This window comes from Chitinophaga oryziterrae (genome assembly GCF_009758125.1).
Taxonomy (GTDB): domain Bacteria; phylum Bacteroidota; class Bacteroidia; order Chitinophagales; family Chitinophagaceae; genus Chitinophaga; species Chitinophaga oryziterrae.
The window spans coordinates 1-19,845 of record NZ_WRXO01000010.1 but is presented as its reverse complement, the minus strand read 5'-3'; the positions used below and the strand labels follow the sequence as shown (position 1 = coordinate 19,845).

General features: G+C 40.4%; 18 protein-coding genes and 2 tRNA genes. 10 read left to right on the top strand and 10 right to left on the bottom strand.

Annotation, left to right across the window (positions count from 1 at the left end; translation table 11 throughout):
• Window positions 1–14: 14 nt before the first annotated feature.
• Entirely contained in the window at window positions 15–1,418 is a 1,404-nt protein-coding gene (locus tag GO495_RS25880; RefSeq protein WP_157302861.1) for a PKD-like family lipoprotein, read from the top strand.
• A gap of 38 nt (window positions 1,419–1,456) precedes the next feature.
• Here the strand turns inward: GO495_RS25880 and GO495_RS25875 are convergent, their stop codons facing one another.
• The gene (locus GO495_RS25875; protein ID WP_157302860.1) at window positions 1,457–1,924 is read right to left on the bottom strand and encodes a hypothetical protein; all 468 of its coding nucleotides are present in this window, start codon (window positions 1,922–1,924) and stop codon (window positions 1,457–1,459) included.
• 175 nt (window positions 1,925–2,099) lie between these two features.
• Here GO495_RS25875 and GO495_RS25870 point away from each other — a divergent pair, with 175 nt between their 5' ends.
• From GO495_RS25870 to GO495_RS25855, 4 genes are all read left to right on the top strand, one after another.
• Window positions 2,100–2,387, top strand: coding sequence for a hypothetical protein (locus GO495_RS25870; protein WP_089782035.1), 288 nt, complete (start codon window positions 2,100–2,102; stop codon window positions 2,385–2,387).
• 68 nt (window positions 2,388–2,455) lie between these two features.
• The gene (locus GO495_RS25865) at window positions 2,456–3,493 is read left to right on the top strand and encodes an aldo/keto reductase (protein WP_157302859.1); all 1,038 of its coding nucleotides are present in this window, start codon (window positions 2,456–2,458) and stop codon (window positions 3,491–3,493) included.
• Window positions 3,494–3,599: 106 nt separating this feature from the next.
• The gene (locus GO495_RS25860) at window positions 3,600–3,842 is read left to right on the top strand and encodes an acyl carrier protein (protein ID WP_157302858.1); all 243 of its coding nucleotides are present in this window, start codon (window positions 3,600–3,602) and stop codon (window positions 3,840–3,842) included.
• Window positions 3,835–4,851 (top strand): ketoacyl-ACP synthase III, encoded by a 1,017-nt coding sequence (locus GO495_RS25855; protein WP_157302857.1) that lies wholly within the window; start codon window positions 3,835–3,837, stop codon window positions 4,849–4,851. Before GO495_RS25860 ends, GO495_RS25855 begins: the two co-directional genes overlap by 8 nt.
• A 97-nt stretch (window positions 4,852–4,948) precedes the next feature.
• On the opposite strand, the gene GO495_RS25850 is transcribed toward GO495_RS25855, so the two are convergent.
• From GO495_RS25850 to GO495_RS25825, 6 genes are all read right to left on the bottom strand, one after another.
• Entirely contained in the window at window positions 4,949–6,700 is a 1,752-nt protein-coding gene (locus GO495_RS25850) for a 7TM diverse intracellular signaling domain-containing protein (RefSeq protein ID WP_157302856.1), read from the bottom strand.
• 205 nt (window positions 6,701–6,905) lie between these two features.
• Window positions 6,906–7,199: an NIPSNAP family protein gene (locus GO495_RS25845; protein ID WP_157302855.1), complete on the bottom strand. Its 294-nt coding sequence runs from the start codon at window positions 7,197–7,199 to the stop codon at window positions 6,906–6,908.
• A gap of 449 nt (window positions 7,200–7,648) precedes the next feature.
• Window positions 7,649–8,461 (bottom strand): 2OG-Fe(II) oxygenase, encoded by an 813-nt coding sequence (locus GO495_RS25840; RefSeq protein ID WP_157302854.1) that lies wholly within the window; start codon window positions 8,459–8,461, stop codon window positions 7,649–7,651.
• 140 nt (window positions 8,462–8,601) lie between these two features.
• Window positions 8,602–8,673 (bottom strand) — tRNA-Arg (locus tag GO495_RS25835).
• 69 nt (window positions 8,674–8,742) lie between these two features.
• Window positions 8,743–9,309 carry a MarC family protein gene (locus GO495_RS25830; protein ID WP_157302853.1) on the bottom strand — a complete coding sequence of 189 codons (567 nt, stop codon included), beginning with the start codon at window positions 9,307–9,309 and terminating at the stop codon, window positions 8,743–8,745.
• A gap of 71 nt (window positions 9,310–9,380) precedes the next feature.
• Entirely contained in the window at window positions 9,381–10,031 is a 651-nt protein-coding gene (locus GO495_RS25825; protein WP_157302852.1) for a tetratricopeptide repeat protein, read from the bottom strand.
• Window positions 10,032–10,129: 98 nt separating this feature from the next.
• Between GO495_RS25825 and GO495_RS25820 the strand changes: the two genes are divergently transcribed.
• The 5 genes from GO495_RS25820 to GO495_RS25800 all read left to right on the top strand — a co-directional run bounded on the left by GO495_RS25820 (window position 10,130) and on the right by GO495_RS25800 (window position 14,636).
• Complete coding sequence (locus GO495_RS25820; protein WP_240915336.1) at window positions 10,130–10,801, top strand: FadR/GntR family transcriptional regulator; 672 nt, start codon at window positions 10,130–10,132, stop codon at window positions 10,799–10,801.
• Between the two features lie 5 nt (window positions 10,802–10,806).
• Window positions 10,807–12,030 (top strand): MFS transporter, encoded by a 1,224-nt coding sequence (locus GO495_RS25815; RefSeq protein WP_157302851.1) that lies wholly within the window; start codon window positions 10,807–10,809, stop codon window positions 12,028–12,030.
• A 365-nt stretch (window positions 12,031–12,395) separates the two neighbouring features.
• Window positions 12,396–12,686 carry a 2TM domain-containing protein gene (locus GO495_RS25810; protein WP_157302850.1) on the top strand — a complete coding sequence of 97 codons (291 nt, stop codon included), beginning with the start codon at window positions 12,396–12,398 and terminating at the stop codon, window positions 12,684–12,686.
• Window positions 12,687–12,715: 29 nt separating this feature from the next.
• Window positions 12,716–14,497 (top strand): AMP-dependent synthetase/ligase, encoded by a 1,782-nt coding sequence (locus tag GO495_RS25805; RefSeq protein ID WP_157302849.1) that lies wholly within the window; start codon window positions 12,716–12,718, stop codon window positions 14,495–14,497.
• 67 nt (window positions 14,498–14,564) lie between these two features.
• Window positions 14,565–14,636, top strand: a tRNA-Arg gene (locus tag GO495_RS25800).
• A gap of 146 nt (window positions 14,637–14,782) precedes the next feature.
• Here the strand turns inward: GO495_RS25800 and GO495_RS25795 are convergent.
• The 3 genes from GO495_RS25795 to GO495_RS25785 form a co-directional block, all read right to left on the bottom strand.
• Window positions 14,783–15,802: an acyltransferase family protein gene (locus GO495_RS25795; protein ID WP_157302848.1), complete on the bottom strand. Its 1,020-nt coding sequence runs from the start codon at window positions 15,800–15,802 to the stop codon at window positions 14,783–14,785.
• 506 nt (window positions 15,803–16,308) lie between these two features.
• The gene (locus tag GO495_RS25790; RefSeq protein ID WP_157302847.1) at window positions 16,309–17,025 is read right to left on the bottom strand and encodes a hypothetical protein; all 717 of its coding nucleotides are present in this window, start codon (window positions 17,023–17,025) and stop codon (window positions 16,309–16,311) included.
• Window positions 17,026–17,291: 266 nt separating this feature from the next.
• Window positions 17,292–19,845, bottom strand: a 2,554-nt coding sequence (locus GO495_RS25785) for a glycosyl hydrolase (RefSeq protein ID WP_157302846.1), incomplete at its 5' end; no start/stop codon positions are given.

Below are 19,845 nucleotides of genomic sequence, written 5' to 3'. Positions count from 1 at the left end.
AAAACATTGCACCAATGAAACATGTATTGCTCAGTATAGGTCTGTTATTGGTATTAACAGCCTGTTATAAAGACAAAGGCAACTATGATTATGTGGAAGTTAAGCCACCGGTAATATCCAACTTTGACAGCAGTTATATTGCTTATGCCGGCGATAGTCTTATTATATCTCCTGTAGTTACCTTGCCTGATGGCAGAACGGATATGACCTGCACCTGGAAGATCCTTATACCTGAAGAGGCCAGATCTGCGGATTATGAAGGCCCTTCCCTGAGGATTGTATACGGACTGGGAGCCAGCAGGTATTCTGCACTGTTTACCGTTATGGACAATGCAACCGGAATGAAGTACTTCTATAATTTCTCGATTATAGGGAAGACCGCATTTACAAGCGGTACAGTTGTATTAAGTGAAGATGGCGGGGTTGGTAAATTATCATTTATAAAACCGGACGGTACTGTACAACCTGATATATACGAAGGGATCAATCATGAGTCACTGGGTACCGGCGCATTACAGGTGGTACCGGTGCAGAATCTTTATTACATGAATGTGATCACTGCTTATTGGGTAGTATGTGCCGGTGGAACACATCCTGCTATAGAAGTGAATGCAAATAACATGCAGCGGCTGAAGTATATTAATGAGAACTTCTATGATGCACCAACGGTTATCAAGCCCAACTATTTTCAGAATCTTGTGAATGGTACGACCACCGCTATTATTAATAATCAGATGTATATAGGTTCTGCTGAGACGGCTCCTTTCGCTACTTATTATGGGTTTTATGGTGTAGCTGTTGCAGGCAGCTATAATCTGCACCCCAGTTTTGTATTTACTGTTTCGCAAAGTGATAATTATTACCTGGGATTTGATGCTGTGAAAAGAAATTTTATACGTTTCACAGGTGGTACATATTTTGGAACAGATTATGTGCAGGTGGATTCTGTTTTTAATCCGAAGGATTTAAAAATGGACCTTATAAAGATGGCAAAGTTCAGTGAGAATGACGTATATGCATTTTGTGATAGCGCAGGAAAAGTATTGGAGTTGAAATTTGCACTGGATTTTACGAATGGGAACACCAGGTTCCAGACCATTTATAAAAAGGAATTTCCGGCGGCTAATCTGCTGACTGCTGATACACGCTGGCAAACATCCCCTATTGGTGTATTCTTCTTTACATCCGGAGATAAGATCTACCGGTATAATCCATTGAACAGGGAAGTGAAAGCGCTGACCAGTGATTTTGGCGGTAAAACAGTAACGATGATAAAGGTGATTGAAGATGGGAACAAACTGATTGCGGGTACGGAGGGCAGCATTTATACGCTGGATATAAGTACCGGTAAATACGGGGACATCCTTCAAAAGACGGATGGCATTCCCGGAAAAATAATTGACATAGTAGTAAGATGAGATGAAAATGTCCCGGGTTTATTCCCGGGACTTTCTTTTTATCTGCAATTGCCTTTTACGAATGGAATACTATCGAATTGTAATTTGCTATAATCCTGATCAAAGAGAGGCTGACCATCTTTATCCTGCTTTGTAGCTTTCGCTTCGAATATATTATCGTCGTTCAGTTTAAAGATAGCTTTGCGTACGCTCATGATTCCTTCGCTCATATAATGATAATCTACCTCTATTATATTATCCATAATGGTTCCTGAAATGGTCCCCTTATTTTTATCTTTCTCAAATGGTTTATATTCCAGTTGTCCGGTTACTACTTCGTTATCTGTCTCAAACTCGAGATATGCCGTGTCTTTACCCATGATCTGTGTAAAACATTGAGGGCCGGGATGTATGATATTTACTGTTTGGGTGCTGTCCGTAGGGGCTGTTGCAGTTTTTTTATCAGGTTGCTGACAGCTGCTGACAATCATTGTTAACAATCCTGCAAAGAGGGAAAATAGTCTCATCTATAATAAATTTCTCCTAAGTTAACGGATTTTGCTTGTCAGTGTACGGGACTGGCTTGTATTTTTGTCCGATATAGTAATTGATATTAAAACAGTATTTGTGCTATTGTTGATTTATCAATATTTTTGTTTTACCGTTAACAAGCGGTACTATCACTTATTCAAATTAATCACTATGGCAAAGTTACCCAAGTTTATGATCGCAGATGATCCTGTTACGGATCCTGATAACGAATATATCTTTCACACGGAAGAACCCCGTTTCTTTGCTAAACGTGTGGAAGAAGACGAGGAGAAAGCGTATATAGACATTGTTCATGAGGTGGATAACGTGGATGCTTTCTTTAAGGATGCACCTGAAAAGAAGGCTGAACTGCTGGAAAAACTGGAAGACTGGTACTACTCTTACATGGAGTGGCTGGAGGAAGATGAATTCGAAGACGAAGAAGATGATGAAGAATAGATATTAGGAAAGCCGGCCGTAAAGGCCGGCTTTTTTTAATACATTAATAATTATGTAAATCAATAAGAATGGAGTACAGACAATTAGGAGGATCGGGGTTAAGGGTGCCTGTTTTAAGTTTTGGCACTGCTACTTTTGGAGGTGGCAATGAATTTTTCAAGGCATGGGGTGCTACACAGGTAGATGAAGCAAAGAAGCTGATCAACCTTTGTATGGATGCCGGTGTAAACTTTTTTGACACCGCGAATGTTTACTCAGCAGGCGCATCAGAAGAGATACTGGGCAAAGCACTGGCCGGAATAAGGGATAAAGCGCTGATTTCTACGAAAGCTACGTTCCCATTGGGAGATGGAGTTAATGATTATGGTTCTTCCCGGTTTAACCTGGTGAAGTCATGTGAGGAGAGTCTGAAGAGGTTAAATACGGAACATATTGATGTGTATCACCTGCATGGTTTTGATGCGAATACACCTGTGGAGGAGACTTTAAATGCGTTGAACAACCTGGTACAAAGTGGAAAGGTGCGTTATATTGCCTGTTCCAATTTTTCCGGATGGCATCTGATGAAGTCCTTGTCTGTTTCTGAGAGATATGGCTGGGCAAAATATATTGCGCATCAGGCGTATTATTCCCTACTTAACCGTGATTTTGAATGGGAGCTGATGCCACTGGGTATAGACCAGCATGTAGGCACCATTGTGTGGAGCCCGCTGGCAGCAGGTCGCTTAACCGGTAAATACAGACGTAATCAGCCAATTCCCCAGGACGCAAGGGTCGCGCAGGGCGGTAGTCCCGTGCCTGCATCGTCTATCTCTGATGATGTGTTCTACAATATTATTGACGTATTGGATGAGGTGGCGGAAGAGACTGGTAAAACAATAGCACAGGTATCCCTGAATTGGTTGTTGCAACGCCCAACTGTATCTAATATTATTATTGGAGCAAGGAACGAAGAACAACTGAAAGCAAATCTGGCAAGTGTGGGCTGGAACCTGACGGTAGAACAGGTGAAGAAACTGGATGCAGTAAGTGAAGTACTTCCGGTATATCCTTACTGGCATCAGCGCGAGTTTCCGATGCTGAATGCTGCTCCGGAACTGTATTAATAATACAGGGGCAGTCAGCTTACCATGACTGCCCCTGTATACGATTCCACAACTGTTAATGGCATAGTTTTTTCGGTAAAATTTATATAAAATAACTGGCTATTATATGATTGATACACAAAAGTTTCTACAGGAATTTAAAGAGCAATATGTTGATGGCGAAGCCACTGGAATGACAATGGATTCTGAATTTAAAAAATTCCCTTCATGGGATTCCCTTACAGCCATATCATTACTTGCAGAGATTAAATACAGGTATAATGTAGATATTGAGGAAGATGAACTGAACGGGTGTTCCCGGGTTGCTGATGTATACCACCTTATTGAGAAAAAAATTGCACATGCATAGTGCGTATATCATTGATACTACCTACTTCCTTCCCGGGATATTAGTCGATAATGAGAAAATAAACGCAGAACACCCGGAGTGGTCTGTGGATAAAATAAGCGCCAAAACAGGCATTGAAAAGAGATATTACGCTGCGGAAAACCAAACGAGCGGAGACCTGGCATATATCGCTGCAGAACAATTTTTTGAGAAAGGGATTATTGAGAAAAAGGAAATTGATTTTCTTATTTTATGTACACAAAGTCCCGACTATTTCTTACCGACTACCGCCTGTATTTTGCAGGACAGGCTGGGGTTAAGTAAAAGGATAGGGGCATTTGATTTTAATCTTGGATGCTCTGGCTTTGTGTATGGATTAGGAATAGCTAAAGGGTTAATCAGCAGCGGTCAGGCTAAAAATGTATTACTCATTACAGCAGAAACATATTCCAGGTTTATCCATCCAGATGATAAAAAGAATAAGACTATTTTCGGGGATGCTGCATCAGTGACATTAATATCATCGCAATCTGTTACCGGTGCCGGCAAAATCCTGAATTTCTCTTATGGTACTGATGGTTCCGGCGCAAAACATCTAATGGTGAAAAACGGTGGCCTGCGGCATATAGAGAAAGGCAGTGGCGAAGACGTATATGTGGGAGATGAATTCTATTCTAATGATGATTACCTGTTCATGGATGGGAAGGAAATCTTTGATTTCACTGTCTTCAATGTTCCCGGATTGGTGAATGATTGTATCAGTAAAAATGATATTTCTCCGGAAGATGTGGATCTGTATATCTTTCATCAGGCCAACCAGTTTATGCTGGAGAGGGCAAGGCGGATGAGTAAGATCCCTGTGGAGAAATTCTACATTTATATCAAAGACAGCGGCAATACGGTTTCTTCTACCATACCTATTGCATTGCATCATGCAATGGAGAATAATGTTATCCGCAAAGGGAATAAAGTGCTGTTATGCGGTTTTGGTGTAGGCCTTTCAATGGGTGCTACGCTAATAGCATATTAAAAGTTACAGGGACCTGATTAAGGAGAAAAGGACAGCTGGGATGGCAGTCCTTTTTAGGATGAAATTGATTGTATGAAGGATTATTATTAGAATAACATCAGTTCTGTTCTGGGGATTGAAAGGCGCCTGCCATTTTCTTGTTTAATCTTGCTTTGGCCTGTCTTACACTGGCGGGTGCAATATTCAGTAAAGCGGCAATTTCTTTGGTAGATAAATGAATATGAAAATAGGCGTAGAGCCTTAATTCATTTTGGGTAAGGGAAGGATGTTTGGAACGTAGTGTTTTGAAAAAGTCGGGGTGTACCTGTTCAAAATGTAATTTGAATTTATCCCATTCAAGGTCCAGGTACTGACTATCTTTAAGAGAAGACCTGATGCTTTTTAGGCCCGGGTGTTTTACATTCGGATAAAGATTGTCTATATCCTGTATCTGGTCTTTCAGATCGGCCAGTAATTTGTTTTTCTGATGAATATACAAACTGTTACCAACCAGTTCGCGTTGATTGAGTTCTAGTTTTTGCTGTAATAATTCGTTTTTGTCCTTCTCCTGCTGTATAGCTGAAATGATGAACTCATTTTCCTGTTCAATCAGTGTATGCTTATATTCTGTGAGGGCTATATCTGCTGCTAATTTTCCGACTTCCAGTTCTTTTGCTTTTAGTTCTTCGTTCACTACTCTTATACGTGCAACCAATACTACTGCGAAAGTAAATATCTGGGAGATAATAGCGATTTCAGGTAAAAAGGAACCATTTCGGCTATAGGTAGGAGCTGAATTAATAATAAAGTATACGGCAGTACAGGTACCAAAAATTATAGGGAGTGTGTTGGCCAGTAAAAAATATCTGGCGGCCCTTATTTTGCGTTTATACGCAACGATACAGGTTGAAAAGATTACTAAAGCAATAATCAGAATGAAAATATTATCGTAAAGCAGCGTATAGTTATCTAAATAATATATTCCTGTAATGGTTATTATGGCCGGTATCAGTTCAACCACTATATAAGCATAGAGCAGGTATTTAAGCAGGTTATCCCAGGCTGGTAACAGCACTTTGGTGCGCAAATATGACCTGGTTAACTGGATCATGCCGGCAAAGATGATCGTCGAACTTATATGCAAAAGGAAGGCATTCAGGTCATAGTAATAAGTAGAGCCATCTGCATTCAATCTTATGTTATAAAACCCGAAGGGCAAAAAGACGTTAAAAAAATGTTTGAAGGAGGTAATGAAAATAATAGCGCCTATCTGAACAACCAGGTAACAGATATATATATCATCCTTTAACTGAAAATAGATAAAGAGGTTGTAACATGAGAAACTTAGAAGAACAGCCATACAGATCAACCATAAAATCCATAAAATATCTTTACGGCCATTAAATGAAATTTCTTTTTCCATTGTAATGGTTGGTTTTATGGTATAACCATAAGCCTGAATATCGCGGACATTTATTTTTAAATACAAAGTATCTTTTGTTCCACCCTGTAAAACGCATGGGGCTATACCTCTTTCCTGTTGGTTATCCGGTACTGCCAGACCTGCATTATGGCTTCTCCATGTTTTTGTGCTGTTATCAAAAGAGTACAGGATATAGTTCAGTTTGAGAGATAGCGAGATCCTATAATTTTCATTATTGGGATAAGGGTTTTCAATGATCACTTTTATCCAGTAGTAATCAGCGGCCAATGTACTTAATGAATCATTTGCTGTAAAGCGGAGTGTTGTACTTGTACGGATTTGATCAAAACTATAATGCTTATCAGGTAATACATCATAAGAATTGATCTGTAAGGAAGAATTGTTTGTTAAGCAATGTACTGTTTGTGCTTTTAATGAAATAGACACACAAAAAAGTAAAGAGAGTAGATATTTTATCTTTAGAGGTGGCATTAATATTTAATGGTAAGAGTTAAGTAAAGTTAGGCGTTTAACTTATTATATTTTGAGGAAAATAAATCTATTGAGATGTCTATAAAAACAAAAGCCAGCGGTATTGCTGACTTTTTGTAGACCCGACAAGTGCTTTGTTGAATTATTTCTCTTATCTGTGTTACCAAACCTGGTAAATTTCCCTTGAACCGGTGAGGTACATATCATGGTATCCGGCCATAGCCTCCTTCATTTTCTTCATAGCTTCAGAGTCTTCTTTGTATTTTTCCCAGCTTTGTTCATATGCGGTAAGGTTTTCATATTGGCTTACCATTACTACTTTGTTGAATTGGCCGGTCATATCAGTCATGATGTTAACCAGCTCACTGTTGCCGGTCATTACTTCTTTAAATAATTTTGCCAGTTTCGAGGCATTACCTGGTTTACAAATAAAAATATCATGAACAATAATCATAATTACTTTTTTTACTCATGAGGAAATAATTTTTATGACAAGCCTCCCAAGCGGCAGATTATAAATATTCGAAGTGAAGGTTGAGAGTAAAAGAGGCATTCAGGAAACCCAGTTCGGATAAGACAAGGTAGCATATGATATAACAGATGGTTACAATTTTTGTTCAATGACCTGCAAAACATACTGATAAATAGATATCTTCTTCAACGGAATGATCTAGAATCGCAATAGTATTAAGTCATGTATTAGAAAATAAAGTGCTCAGTAAAGGAAATAAGGTGCGGTTGTGTGATTTTGGTGTATGATAAGGGCTACATTGATCGATTACCTGGGGGGAAACCATTTAAAATGGTTATTGGATGGGAAAAAGAAAGGGAGTATCTGATACGATACTCCCCCTTCAGTGATTTTATTCTTCTATCTGAAATAGGATCTCTCGGGATGAAGAGTTATTTTTTATATATGTGCTTTGTTTTTCCAATACCACTCCTTAAGATTTTTCTGATTCCTTGCCTGAGCATAGAATCCACTTTTAGTAATACTTTTTTTATTGGTTCTTCCGGCCTGCCATAAAATGATGTTGGATGGAAGTAAGCATCTTTTTCAGCAGGAACCGGGGAAAAATAGTAGTTGGAAATACAGCAACGTTTTCCATCAACAACCACTTTACTTACAGAGTGAATGGACGATTTATTTGTTATCATTAATACCAGCCGGTTAAATTTGGAAAGTATTGTGCGTTGTGGATTTTTCATGCCTTTATCCCATAATTCAAGGTTTCCCCCATTTTCAAGTTTCCATTCGGGAGTAACATAATATAATAGATTTAGTACACGATAATTTTCTCTGTCGTGATCATGTGAATTATCCAGATGGGGATTAAGGAAATTACCTTTTGACATAAGGCTGATACCACCTGCATACAGATGCTCATCGGGAACCATATCACGAATTCCTGTTATTTCTTCAACAATACTTACAATTCTTGGATCTTGAACGGCATAAACGATCTCTTCCAGTAATGGATTATACAAATTCATCTGAGCAGCTATCTTCTTATTCTCCCTCATAGATTTGTGTTGTGCCATTTCCTCGGGAGAAGGGAATGCATTATATATATCCAACGCGATATTCTCAGGGAGGAGATCTTCAATAATACATGAATTAACGCGATTAGGCTCTTCAAACTGTGATTTATAATCGATTTTGCCGGAGCTTAATTTTTCAAGAATTAAATCTGCTAAATATTTTCTATTATACATATTATAAATTATATTGGAATGATAAATATAATACAAATACTATTTACAGTTCGCGGCTGCAAATAGTATTTACGATAGTGTTAATGTAAAAGATAACAGCCGATCTCGACTAAATCGAAATCGGCTGCGAAATTGTTATGTAGCCTCGACAAGAATCGAACTTGTATCAGGAGCTTCGGAAACTCTTATACTATCCATTGTACTACGAGGCCATCTTTGCCGGTTTAATCCGGTGGAGGAAGGCAAAACTAACGTTTTTACAGATTAATAGCAAAAGCAGGTTATAAGTTGACATTGCTCTTGAATATCTTCACTGCAATCGCCAGCAGGATCACTCCAAAGAACTTACGTACTACCATCAGTCCGGCTTTACCCAGGATACGTTCTATCCAGCTCAGGGAGCGTAATACCACGTAGATGATGACCAGGTTAATGAGGATACCGGCGAAGATATTGGTAGCGCTGAAGTTGGCTTTAAGCGACATGATGGTGGTGAGCGTACCGGAGCCCGCAATCAGCGGGAAGGCAATCGGGATAAGACTCCCTGTTTTTGAGTCCTTTTCACTTTTAAAAAACTCCACACCTAAGATCATTTCCAGGCCTATCACGAATATTACAATAGAACCGGCTACTGCAAAGGAATGTACATCTACGCTCAACAGTTTCAGGAAAGGTTCTCCTACCAGCAGGAATAGCACCATCAGGAATCCGGAGGCGATTGTAGCCTTGCCGGAATCAATATGTCCCAGTTTCTCTTTCAGGGATATCAGCACAGGTATTGAGCCTACAACATCTATCACTGCGAAGAGTGTAAAGGTAACTGCCAGTATCTCGTTGAAATTAAACATGGGCGTGATGCATTTTTACAAAAATAAAGGTTAATTATTTATTATACATCACTTCCTTGTCCACAACATCATCAGCCAGGCATTCTGGAGATGTATTTATCCATTTCTTTGATCTGACTTACTATCTGGGCAGTAGTAGGTTTCTGTGCCTTTGCTCTGCGGAAGTAATCCTTAGCTGTTTTGAAATCCCGGCGGCTCATAGCGATAGAGGCCAGGGTTAATAAAGCTGCCGCAGTGTTTTCCTTATCAGGAAGTCCCATTTTCAACGCTTTTCTCAGGTTCTGATCAGCAGTTTTGAGGTCGTTTTTCTGGTAAGAGATCGTTCCCAGCTGGAAGTACTGCATACCTTCATATTCTTTCATCGGACTACCGGAAGCAATACTCTGGCGGATGGTAGCTTCTGCTTTGTCCAGGTCTTTATTATACATGGCCAGGTTGCTCTGCATAAAATAGTATACAGAACGGATTGGCTTATACAGCAATTTAGGGAAAGCAACTTTGTTCATTAAGCCCATTGCCACATCGATATTTCCAGCCTCAACAGCTTCCTGTACCAGACGCATAGGTCCGAACATGAAATGTGTAACCAGGCAAACTACTGCCAGAAACAGGGGAATAGTAGCTTCCCACCAGCCCACAGTAAAACCCAGTGTAACACCGCCCAATAACAAAACAATACCAAGTGGTAAGCGATATAGAATAAATAAATTAAATGCTTTCATCTGTATGATATATATAAGAGGCGCAAAGATAAATAAAAAAAGGTGTGAGGATGTGGATTGATTAATTACCTTTGTAATCATCTGATGATATGATGAATATGCAAATTAAAAGAAACAGTCTGGCAGACGAGGTAGCACAACGTCTGCAGGAGCAAATATCACGCGGCACCTACAAACCAGCCGAAAAATTACCTACCGAACCGGCCCTGATGCAGGAATTTGGAGTAGGCCGTTCTACCATCCGGGAAGCCGTTCGCATCCTGGCAAACGGGGGAGTGGTCCGTGTACAGCAGGGACTTGGCACCTTCGTGGAAGAAGGGGGGAGTATAGAAGAGCCACTACCTCAACGTCTCAAAAGAGCACAGTTCGCAGACCTGGACGAAGTGCGGCAGCTGCTGGAAATGAAGATTGCCCAGAAAGCAGCCCTGAACCGAAGTGATACGGATATTGAAAAGATGGAGCTGCACCTGAAAAAACGGAAAGAAGCCATCAACGCAGAGCTGGTAGCAGCATGTATACAGGCGGATATCGACTTTCACGTGAGTATTGCAGAAGCGTCCGGAAACAGCATTTTATCGGACCTGTATAAAACAGTAGCCAGCCATCTTAAAAAGCATTTTGCGGAGATATTTAATTCAGTAGAGTCATTCAGATCTACCCAGCAATTGCACAAAAACCTGCTGAACAGCATTATCGCCCAGGATGGGCAAAAGGCCTGGCAGTGGGCACAACGTATTACACAACATAGCCACGAAGAGTATAAAAAGTAATAATTATGGAAAAGATGATCCTGAACGAAACCCAGAAAAGCGAAGCACAGAAAGTAGCAGAGAAAACGGTATTCTCCGTTTTGCTGGCCCTTAGCTTTTCCCACCTGATCAACGATACTATTCAGTCCCTGATACCAGCTATTTATCCTCTGGTGAAAGATTCATTGCACCTTACATTCACCCAGGTAGGACTCATTACATTAACTTACCAGCTTACGGCTTCGTTACTACAACCTCTGGTTGGTTTATATACAGATAAAAATCCTAAGCCATATTCACTGGCTATCGGCATGGGCTTTACATTAGCCGGGCTGATAAGCCTGTCGCAGGCGCATCATTTTCACCTTGTGCTGCTTTCAGTTGGGTTGGTAGGGGTGGGGTCTTCCGTATTTCATCCGGAAGCGTCCCGCCTGGCTTATATGGCATCAGGTGGTAAACATGGGATGGCGCAGTCGCTTTTTCAGCTGGGAGGCAATGCGGGCAGTTCCCTGGGGCCTTTATTTGCGGCGATGATTATCGTTCCCAAAGGACAATCCAGCATCAGCTGGTTTTCACTGGCCGCTATACTGGCTATTGTCGTGATGCTGAATATTGGCGGATGGTATAAAAAGAATACACATCGTATCAGGAGTAAATCAAAAGGAACGGTAGCGCATGTACAGCTGCCCGGAAGTAAAGTCATTTTTGCGCTGGGGATCCTGCTGATGCTGGTATTCTCCAAGTACTTCTATATGGCCAGTATGACCAGCTATTATACGTTTTATCTCATTTCCAAATTCCATGTTCCGGTGCAAAGCGCGCAGATATACCTGTTCATATTCATGTTTGCCATTGCTGCGGGAACATTTATAGGCGGCCCTGTAGGAGATCGTATCGGGCGTAAATATGTAATCTGGATTTCTATTCTTGGGGTGGCTCCGTTCTCATTATTGTTGCCACATGCAAACCTTTTATGGACATCCGTACTAAGTGTTTTTATCGGGGTAATCCTTTCTTCTGCTTTTTCTGCTATCCTGGTATATGCACAGGAACTGGTGCCGGGCAAAGTGGGGATGATTGCCGGATTATTCTTCGGGCTGGCCTTTGGTATGGGTGGCGTTGGATCTGCTGTACTGGGTAAGCTGGCGGATAATACAAGTATAGAGTATGTATTCCAGGTATGTGCTTACCTGCCATTAATAGGTTTATTGACGGGATTATTACCTGATGTAGGGAAATCAGGTAAATAAAAGAACCAGCTCACCAGTCCCTGCTGATAAAGAATTTATTATCACCAGGGACAGGTGAGTGCATTATTAAATAAAATGCCCTGGGTTTCATCAATTAAATAACCATTAAGACACAATCTTTAGCACAATCTGTGTGCTGTTAATATCTTTCTCAATAAGTTTGCAGTGTAATCCGTGGAATGCCTGGAATGCTGTGTTTCGTATTATGCTATTGTCTGTTCGGGTCTGATTCAAAATTAGCTGGTTTTGCTGAAATGGCGCAGCAGTTGCAGATCTGTACACAATTATCTCCGTTCAAACATGAAGCTCTTATATTCAGGAAAAAATCTCTATATTTAGTTATATCTACGTAAAAACTGACGCATATGGAAACAACCTCTCAACGTGATGACCGCCTCTGGCATATCGCTAAGTCCAGGTCCAGGTTCAAATCTCATTTAATGATATACCTCGTCATAAATGCGTTTCTCTGGGCAATCTGGTTAGTTACATCCCACAACTTCTCGGGTGTTACGCCATGGCCTGTATGGCCTGCATTGAGCTGGGGCCTTCTCCTTGCTATCCAGTATTTTTATGCCTGGCATCGCGATCCGTTTGGCGATACACTCAAGGAATATGACAAATTACAGGAAGAAAAATACCGGAGGGGGATTTAATCCCGGCATTACTTTATTAAAGAGCAATCATGGAGCAACCATTAAGATTATTTGACGTAATCGCATACCAGCTTAAGCATTATCCTAAAGCAGATATGCTGGTAGGAAAGGAAAATAACGTTTGGAAAAAATATTCAACACAGGATGTAGCAGATCTCACCATGCGGTTCAGTGCAGGGTTACTGCAATTTGGATTCGGCAAAGGAGATGCTACTGCTGAAGGCACTGATAAAATAGCAATTGTTTCTCCCAATCGTCCGGAATGGCTCATTACAGATCTTGCCTGTCAGCAGGCGGGGGCTGTGCTTACGCCTATTTATCCTACATTGAGTGAAAACGAACTGGAATTTGTATTGAATGATGGTGGGGCAAGTATCCTGTTTGTGAATGATAAGGATATGTATGATAAGATCAATCTTTTCCGTCATAAAATGCCACTGTTGAAGGAGATTTTTACTTTCGACAAGGTAGAGGGTGTAAGGCATTGGTCAGAGATCCCTGCTATGGGGAAAGAGGAAGACTTTGCAAAGATAGAGGAGATTAAAAAGAACATTGATCCCGAACAGCTGGTTACTATTATATACACATCAGGCACTACGGGGACGCCTAAGGGGGTGATGCTGAGTCATCGTAACATCATGAGCAATGTAACGGCCTGTACGCCTTATCTGCCGGTGAGTCAGGATGCACGCGCATTGAGTTTCCTGCCACTGAATCATATTTTTGAACGCATGGTTTCTTATGTATACCTCGCTGCAGGTGTACCGATATATTATGCGGAAAATATGGATAGCATTGGAGATAACCTGCGGGAGGTGAAGCCGACTATATTTACGACCGTTCCCCGTTTGCTGGAGAAAGTATATGAGAGGATAATGGCTAAGGGACTGGAATTAAAAGGCATTAAACGTGCTTTATTCTTCTGGGCAGTGGAATTGGGTAAGAGATATGAGATTAACAAGCCTATGGGCGGATGGTACAACTTCCAGTTATTCATAGCCAATAAGCTGATCTTTAATAAATGGAGGGAGGCGCTTGGTGGAAAGATAGATGCTGTTGTTCTTGGTTCTGCTGCCTGCCAGGTACGTTTGCTCAAGATCTTCACGGCTGCCGGTATTCCGGTTCTGGAAGGGTATGGTCTAACGGAGACCTCGCCGGTGATCAGTGTGAACCGCACAGATGTGAAGGATCGTATGTTTGGTACAGTAGGGCCCCTTATCAGCAATGTGGAAGTTAAACTGGCAGAGGATGGGGAGATATTGTGTAAAGGGCCTAACGTTTCCATGGGATATTACAAACGTCCTGACCTGACAGCCGAATCTATTATAGACGGCTGGTTCCATACAGGAGACATCGGGGTACTGGTGAATAACAAGTTCCTGAAGATCACAGACCGTAAAAAAGAGCTGTTCAAGACCTCAGGAGGCAAGTTTGTGGCGCCGCAGCCTATTGAAAACAAATTCAAGGAGTCTCCGTTTATAGAGCAGATCATGGTAGTGGGTGAGGGCCGGAAGTTTACCGGTGCGCTGATAGTACCTTCTTTCCCTCAACTGGAACGCTGGGCCGTCAAGAATGGCATAAAGGCGGATACACATGAAGAATTACTGAAGAATGCTGACGTGCAGGGGTTTTTCCAACAGATATTAGATAAATATAACCAGTATTTCAGTCATATTGAACAGATCAAGAAATTTGAGCTGCTGGCCCATGAATGGACGGTAAGCGGAGGAGAGCTTTCTCCTACACTAAAGGTGAAACGCAAGGTGATCATGCAGAAGTATATGGATCAGGTAGAGAAGATCTATAGTTAATTAATTTCCTAATTTGAGAAAAACGTTTACTTTTGCACTCCACTTTAGGATTTAACAGATCCGGAAGGGCCCGGTAGTTCAATGGATAGAATAGAAGTTTCCTAAACTTTAGATACAAGTTCGATTCTTGTCCGGGCTACAACCCCAAAACCGCAAACGCGTTCTTGTAAGCGTTTGCGGTTTTTAAGTTTATATATTTTTCATTTTGAATTTGGATCAGCGCGATAAACAAGGATTTCGCTCCACCGGCCTTCAACATATTTTGTATAATCCTGCAAAGAATGATCATACTTTTTTCAACTTGCGTAGAATAAATCTCTTCTCAATGATGTACCATGATAGAACTGCCATTATTAGTACAATTATTATAATGCAGACTGCTACCACAAAAGGATTATATCTTGCAAAGAATCCCAGCGTAATACATAATTGTATAAGGGGAAAATGATAGATATAAATTCCATAAGAGAAATCTCCATACCTGCCGAAGTCATTCAGAAAACTGAATCCATAAGCTATATAGAAAACGATGATCGTTAATGCTAGCGGTTTCAGTATCTCCAGAGAAAAATAATATTCCAGTATAAAAACAGGGAGTGCTATAAGGATAAGATAATTTTTATGATTGATAAATTTAGGCAGGTAATAATGCATAGCCATGCCAGACACAAAGTAGGACATGAATGCAGGTAATTGATGCGCAAGGACAACAAATAGGGTGTTGCCCGTTTGTTGATAATACTGGCCAACAACATATTTATAAGCAAGCGCAGCTAGATATATAAATACAAAAAGAAAGAGTTTCTTGGAAAATTTACTAATCACATAGATGAGCGGAGGAATGATAACATAGAATCCCACTTCTACTTTGATCGTCCATAAAGCGCCATTGACTGCGCATTCGTGATTATTAAGGAAAACACCTGGTAAACAGGGATGGAGGAAATTCAAAAAGGTAATATTATAAAAAAGATATTTATAAAAATCACTACTCAGAAAGTATTCATGAAAAGATAAAGTACTTACGAATGATAAAAAGATTGCACCGCAGAAAACAGTGAAAAGATAACCGGGTAGCAGCCTGTTAGCCCGTTTAATGAAATACTGTTTTATATGGTTGGTACTGATATAACTTCTGGTAATTAGGAAACCACTGATGACAAAGAAGCCGGTTACAGCAATATTGGAATCAAAGAATGGCCTGAGGAAAGTTAGTGAAGAATGCTGCGATAAATCAATAATATGTGCAAGGATAACAGTAAAAGATAAAATGAATCTGATAAAATCAAAATTGTTTTTGTGCATTTCCGATTAATGATTTAAGAGCATAATACTTATCAAAGGGTCCCGATTAAATATAGGGTGTGCAAAATAACAAAAAGATCTGATCACTTTACCGACGATAAAATGGGATATTTCCCAATATAGGATTCGTTTAAGAGAATAACAAGGTCTACATTATGTACTATAGGTTAATAATAATCAACTTTATTTTGGGAGATTTCTTACACATGATTTCTTTGGGATAAAAAATTGGTTAAATATATATTATAAAGTATTTAATTAATTGATCGACAAGTAATTTATTGATATAGGTATAATTATTGTTTTTTTATTAACAAATTGAAATAGTATAATCATAAGGAGCGAGAAATGTTGAGGGTATTTTGTCTGTTTCCCCAATAACTTAAAATCTCTTATCAAATCGAATATAAGCCCTATATAAGCCCCCCTTAAATAAGGTGGGCTTATATAGGGCTATGAGGGGGCTTATATGGGGCTTATACTACCTTATAGGTAGGTAAAACCTGTCATTTTGAACTCAGATCCGCGCGATAAGTAATGATTTCGCTCCACCTGCTTTCAACACATTTTGCATAATCCTCTAGAAAACGATCCCAGGAGCCGGCCCCATATATCGCATTATACCTTTCAGGAAGAGGTTTTTTATACCCGGGAGCTAATTCTTTTAAACCGTTCTTAAGCCGGGTTGCAGTTATGATCTGCGGTGCACCAGAACTGTTTGCCTGGTAAACGGCAACACTTTCACTTCCTTCTACCCACACTTTCTTTAATTTGCTTGCAAGCTCCGTTACATTCCCAATCATACCTGGTTTGGCATACATGTGATTAATCAGAATTTTATCAGCCCAGTCAGAAAGTTTTACAGTACTGAGCGAGTCATTGTAGTCAAAATAAAAAGATGAACCCCTGTCAGTAAGGTAAATGGCTACCTCTTTATTCCAATCATTATTATGCTCAACGCCAAGGTTCCCTCGTGAGTCAAGAGCTTCCCAACTGGTAGGCCCCTCTGTAATATGGTAGCCTCCGAAATCGGGGCCCGACTGAATTTCATATACCCGCCATGTCCAATCGCCTTTGTGGTATTTCTTCGCATGCGCCATTAATGCTTTTTCGAACTCTAAAGCCTTGTCAATTTTTGGGAAAACCCTTGTTGCATTGAGAACATTTTTTTGTGCCATTCCCATCAAAGGAATAAACATCACAAAGAGGAACAACTTTTTCATTGTGGAATTTTTAAAAGTTTAAGAAACCAGCATTATGCATTTATCGCTTTCGGGGTCGATAACTTACCTGTTGATACTACAACTGAGAATGCTTTAAGGTTTACTTAAAGTATTTTTATTTAACGCAATAAAGAATCTTTCCCTCTTTGGGAGATGGATCAACTGGTTTAGAAATTGTATTATATTACCATAAAAGGAACATTATATATTTATACGCTCTGTACCTAAATCCCATAAGTAAAGAAAACGGCATCTTCTTTTAATAATTATCTGTTTCTTTGAATCATAACGGGGCCTGATAATCCTGCCGCGACCACCTTACTTTTTTGATCATAATCTTTCATTATAGACCATGTCCTGCGCTGACTTTCAGGAAGAAAACTATCTCCTATTAACCGGTTCACCCAGGTATTCACTACACTGATTTCTATCTCGTTATTACCTTCCTTTATAACATCTGTAATATCCAGACTGTAAGGAGGAGTCCAGAGACCTCCTACGTATTTGCCGTTTATTTTCACCTTCGCAATAGCTATTACCTTTCCTGTGTTTAGCTGAATATGTTCTCCTTTAGTAAGTTTAGCTAAAGAGAAAGTGTTATGATAAACAGCAGTGCCGGAATAGTATTTTATCCGGGGATCATTGCTCTGAGACCAGTCTGTGAGTTTATTGAATGTTACCGGAGCCGCAGGCCCTCCTGTTAATGTATCAAAATTAACTGTCCAGGGTGTAGTGATCTCTTCCGAAGAAACGAGCAGTGGGTAATTTAATAAGGCTTTGTTCTTTGACGGCGTTTTTGGTTTTCTGAAAAGGATGAAAGCACTTTCATAAGCTTCCAACTCAATGGGTACCTGTATTGTTTCTCCATCTTTTGTAAACTGAGGTAAAGGCCTCATAACACCAGTAGTGGCGTCCCATAATTCAGGTAGCTCATCCTGTATCCTGAATGTTGGATGGATACTGATTTTCTCTGCTTTTTGATTGGACAGAAAATAGATATCTCCATCATTAATTTTGCGGTGTATGAATAGTGCCTCTTCGCCTTTGGGCAGGTTAAAGTCAGGAAGGATCTTTAATGTTGAGAAAACTTCTTCTAAACTCATTCTATCCATGACCATACCTTTCCCATAGGCATGCGTCTTAATTGTACCCGTGTCTATATTACCCCAAAGCGTTGCGGCAAGGGTATTCAATTTATTGTCGGCCTCCGGATAATCCCGTAAACCAGGTGTACGTATGGGTTTAGGACCAAGTGCAATCCCTCCTTCTTTTACAAGTGCGGTAATTTTTTCAAGCAGTTCCGGCCGCATCGTTTCCAGTTTTGGCAAAACAAGTACTTTGTAATTCATACCATCCGGCAACACGAACCTTCCGTTTTTTACAGACAAACGATTCTCTATTACCTCTGCATTTATATAATCAAATGAAAACCCTTTTGGCAATGCGGGATCTTGTACTCCTGTCATTTTCGGTGCATCTTCTCCTATGAAATAAGCTACATCAGCTACATATTTGCCTTGTTGCAGCATAAAGTTGCATCGTTTAAGATATAGTGTAAACAAGTCCATATCATAAAACCAGGTATTATTACGGTTAAACTCATTGCCGAACCAGGCGCTTACACCTGGTTTCCTGTCATCAGGTTGCTGAATGTAAACATGCAATAAAGTATTATTGATGCCTTCTGTAAAGAAACGGTCCGTACGCTGTTTCATATCTGCGGGATACCTGCCAAACGCTTGTCCTCCGGCAGTTTCTGATTCAGCAGAAACTTTCACCTTCCCATAAATATGCGCCGAAGAAGAAGCTGCCCTGTTCTCTATATTCCCTAAATCCCCTTCACTCCAGAACTCTCCGCCTACTTCATCCGACTGACCACCATATTGCAGAAACTCTCCCGGAAATCCCCAATGGCCATAATTTTCCAGCCATGTTGTTAAACCATGCTGATGGCAGACTTCCCTTAATCCTCCTACATAATTATAGGCTACTTTATCTGCTATAAAACGCCTCATGTCCCATAAAAAACGATCTGATTGATCCTGACTTCCCACTACATTGCCTTTAAAAACAGGCAGATAAGGTAAAGGATCATAATGATAGGTGGATTTAAAGCTATCTATAAGCGCATCTGTCCAGTTCTGACCACCTGTTTCATAACTGTCCTGTACCACCACCTTCCAGGACTTACGATCTTCTTTCGGAACACGCCGGATAATTTCACCCATAAATGAATCAAAATGATAAGCGATATGTTCCTTACTCATCTTATCAATCTCTAAGCCTATTCCTTCCGGAGAGGCAGGTGAGTTGGTTACTCTGGTTGGTGTCATACCGGTACGCATGATAACCCAGTTGCCTTCCGGTGCGTTCCATTTTAAAGTACCATCTGCCTGCATGAAAGCGGAAATATCCAGCACCTCTTTTGGATTAATCAGCGTGCCGGCATCCGTAACTTTTTCCTGAACAGGCCATTGGTACTCCTGCCAGTAAGGCAATGGACTCTGGAACATTTTGGACAGAGTTTTCTCCGCGTACTTTTCAACCTTTGGCAAGGGAGAGAGGACCAGCTCCGTCACACCGCTACCAGTAGAATAATGATCAAACAAGAGGCGGAAGGAGGCTGCCTTTACTTCACGAAATGAGACTGCTACCGGTGCGTAAGGGGAGAAGCCTACATTTAATGCATCGTTGCCACGGTTAATGTCAAATTGCCTGATCGTTTTATACCCCGTATCTTCCTTGATCTGTAAAGTAACATTGGATACCATACTATGAAGCGCCGGATATATAGTTAAGCTCTGTGCTTTATATTCAACA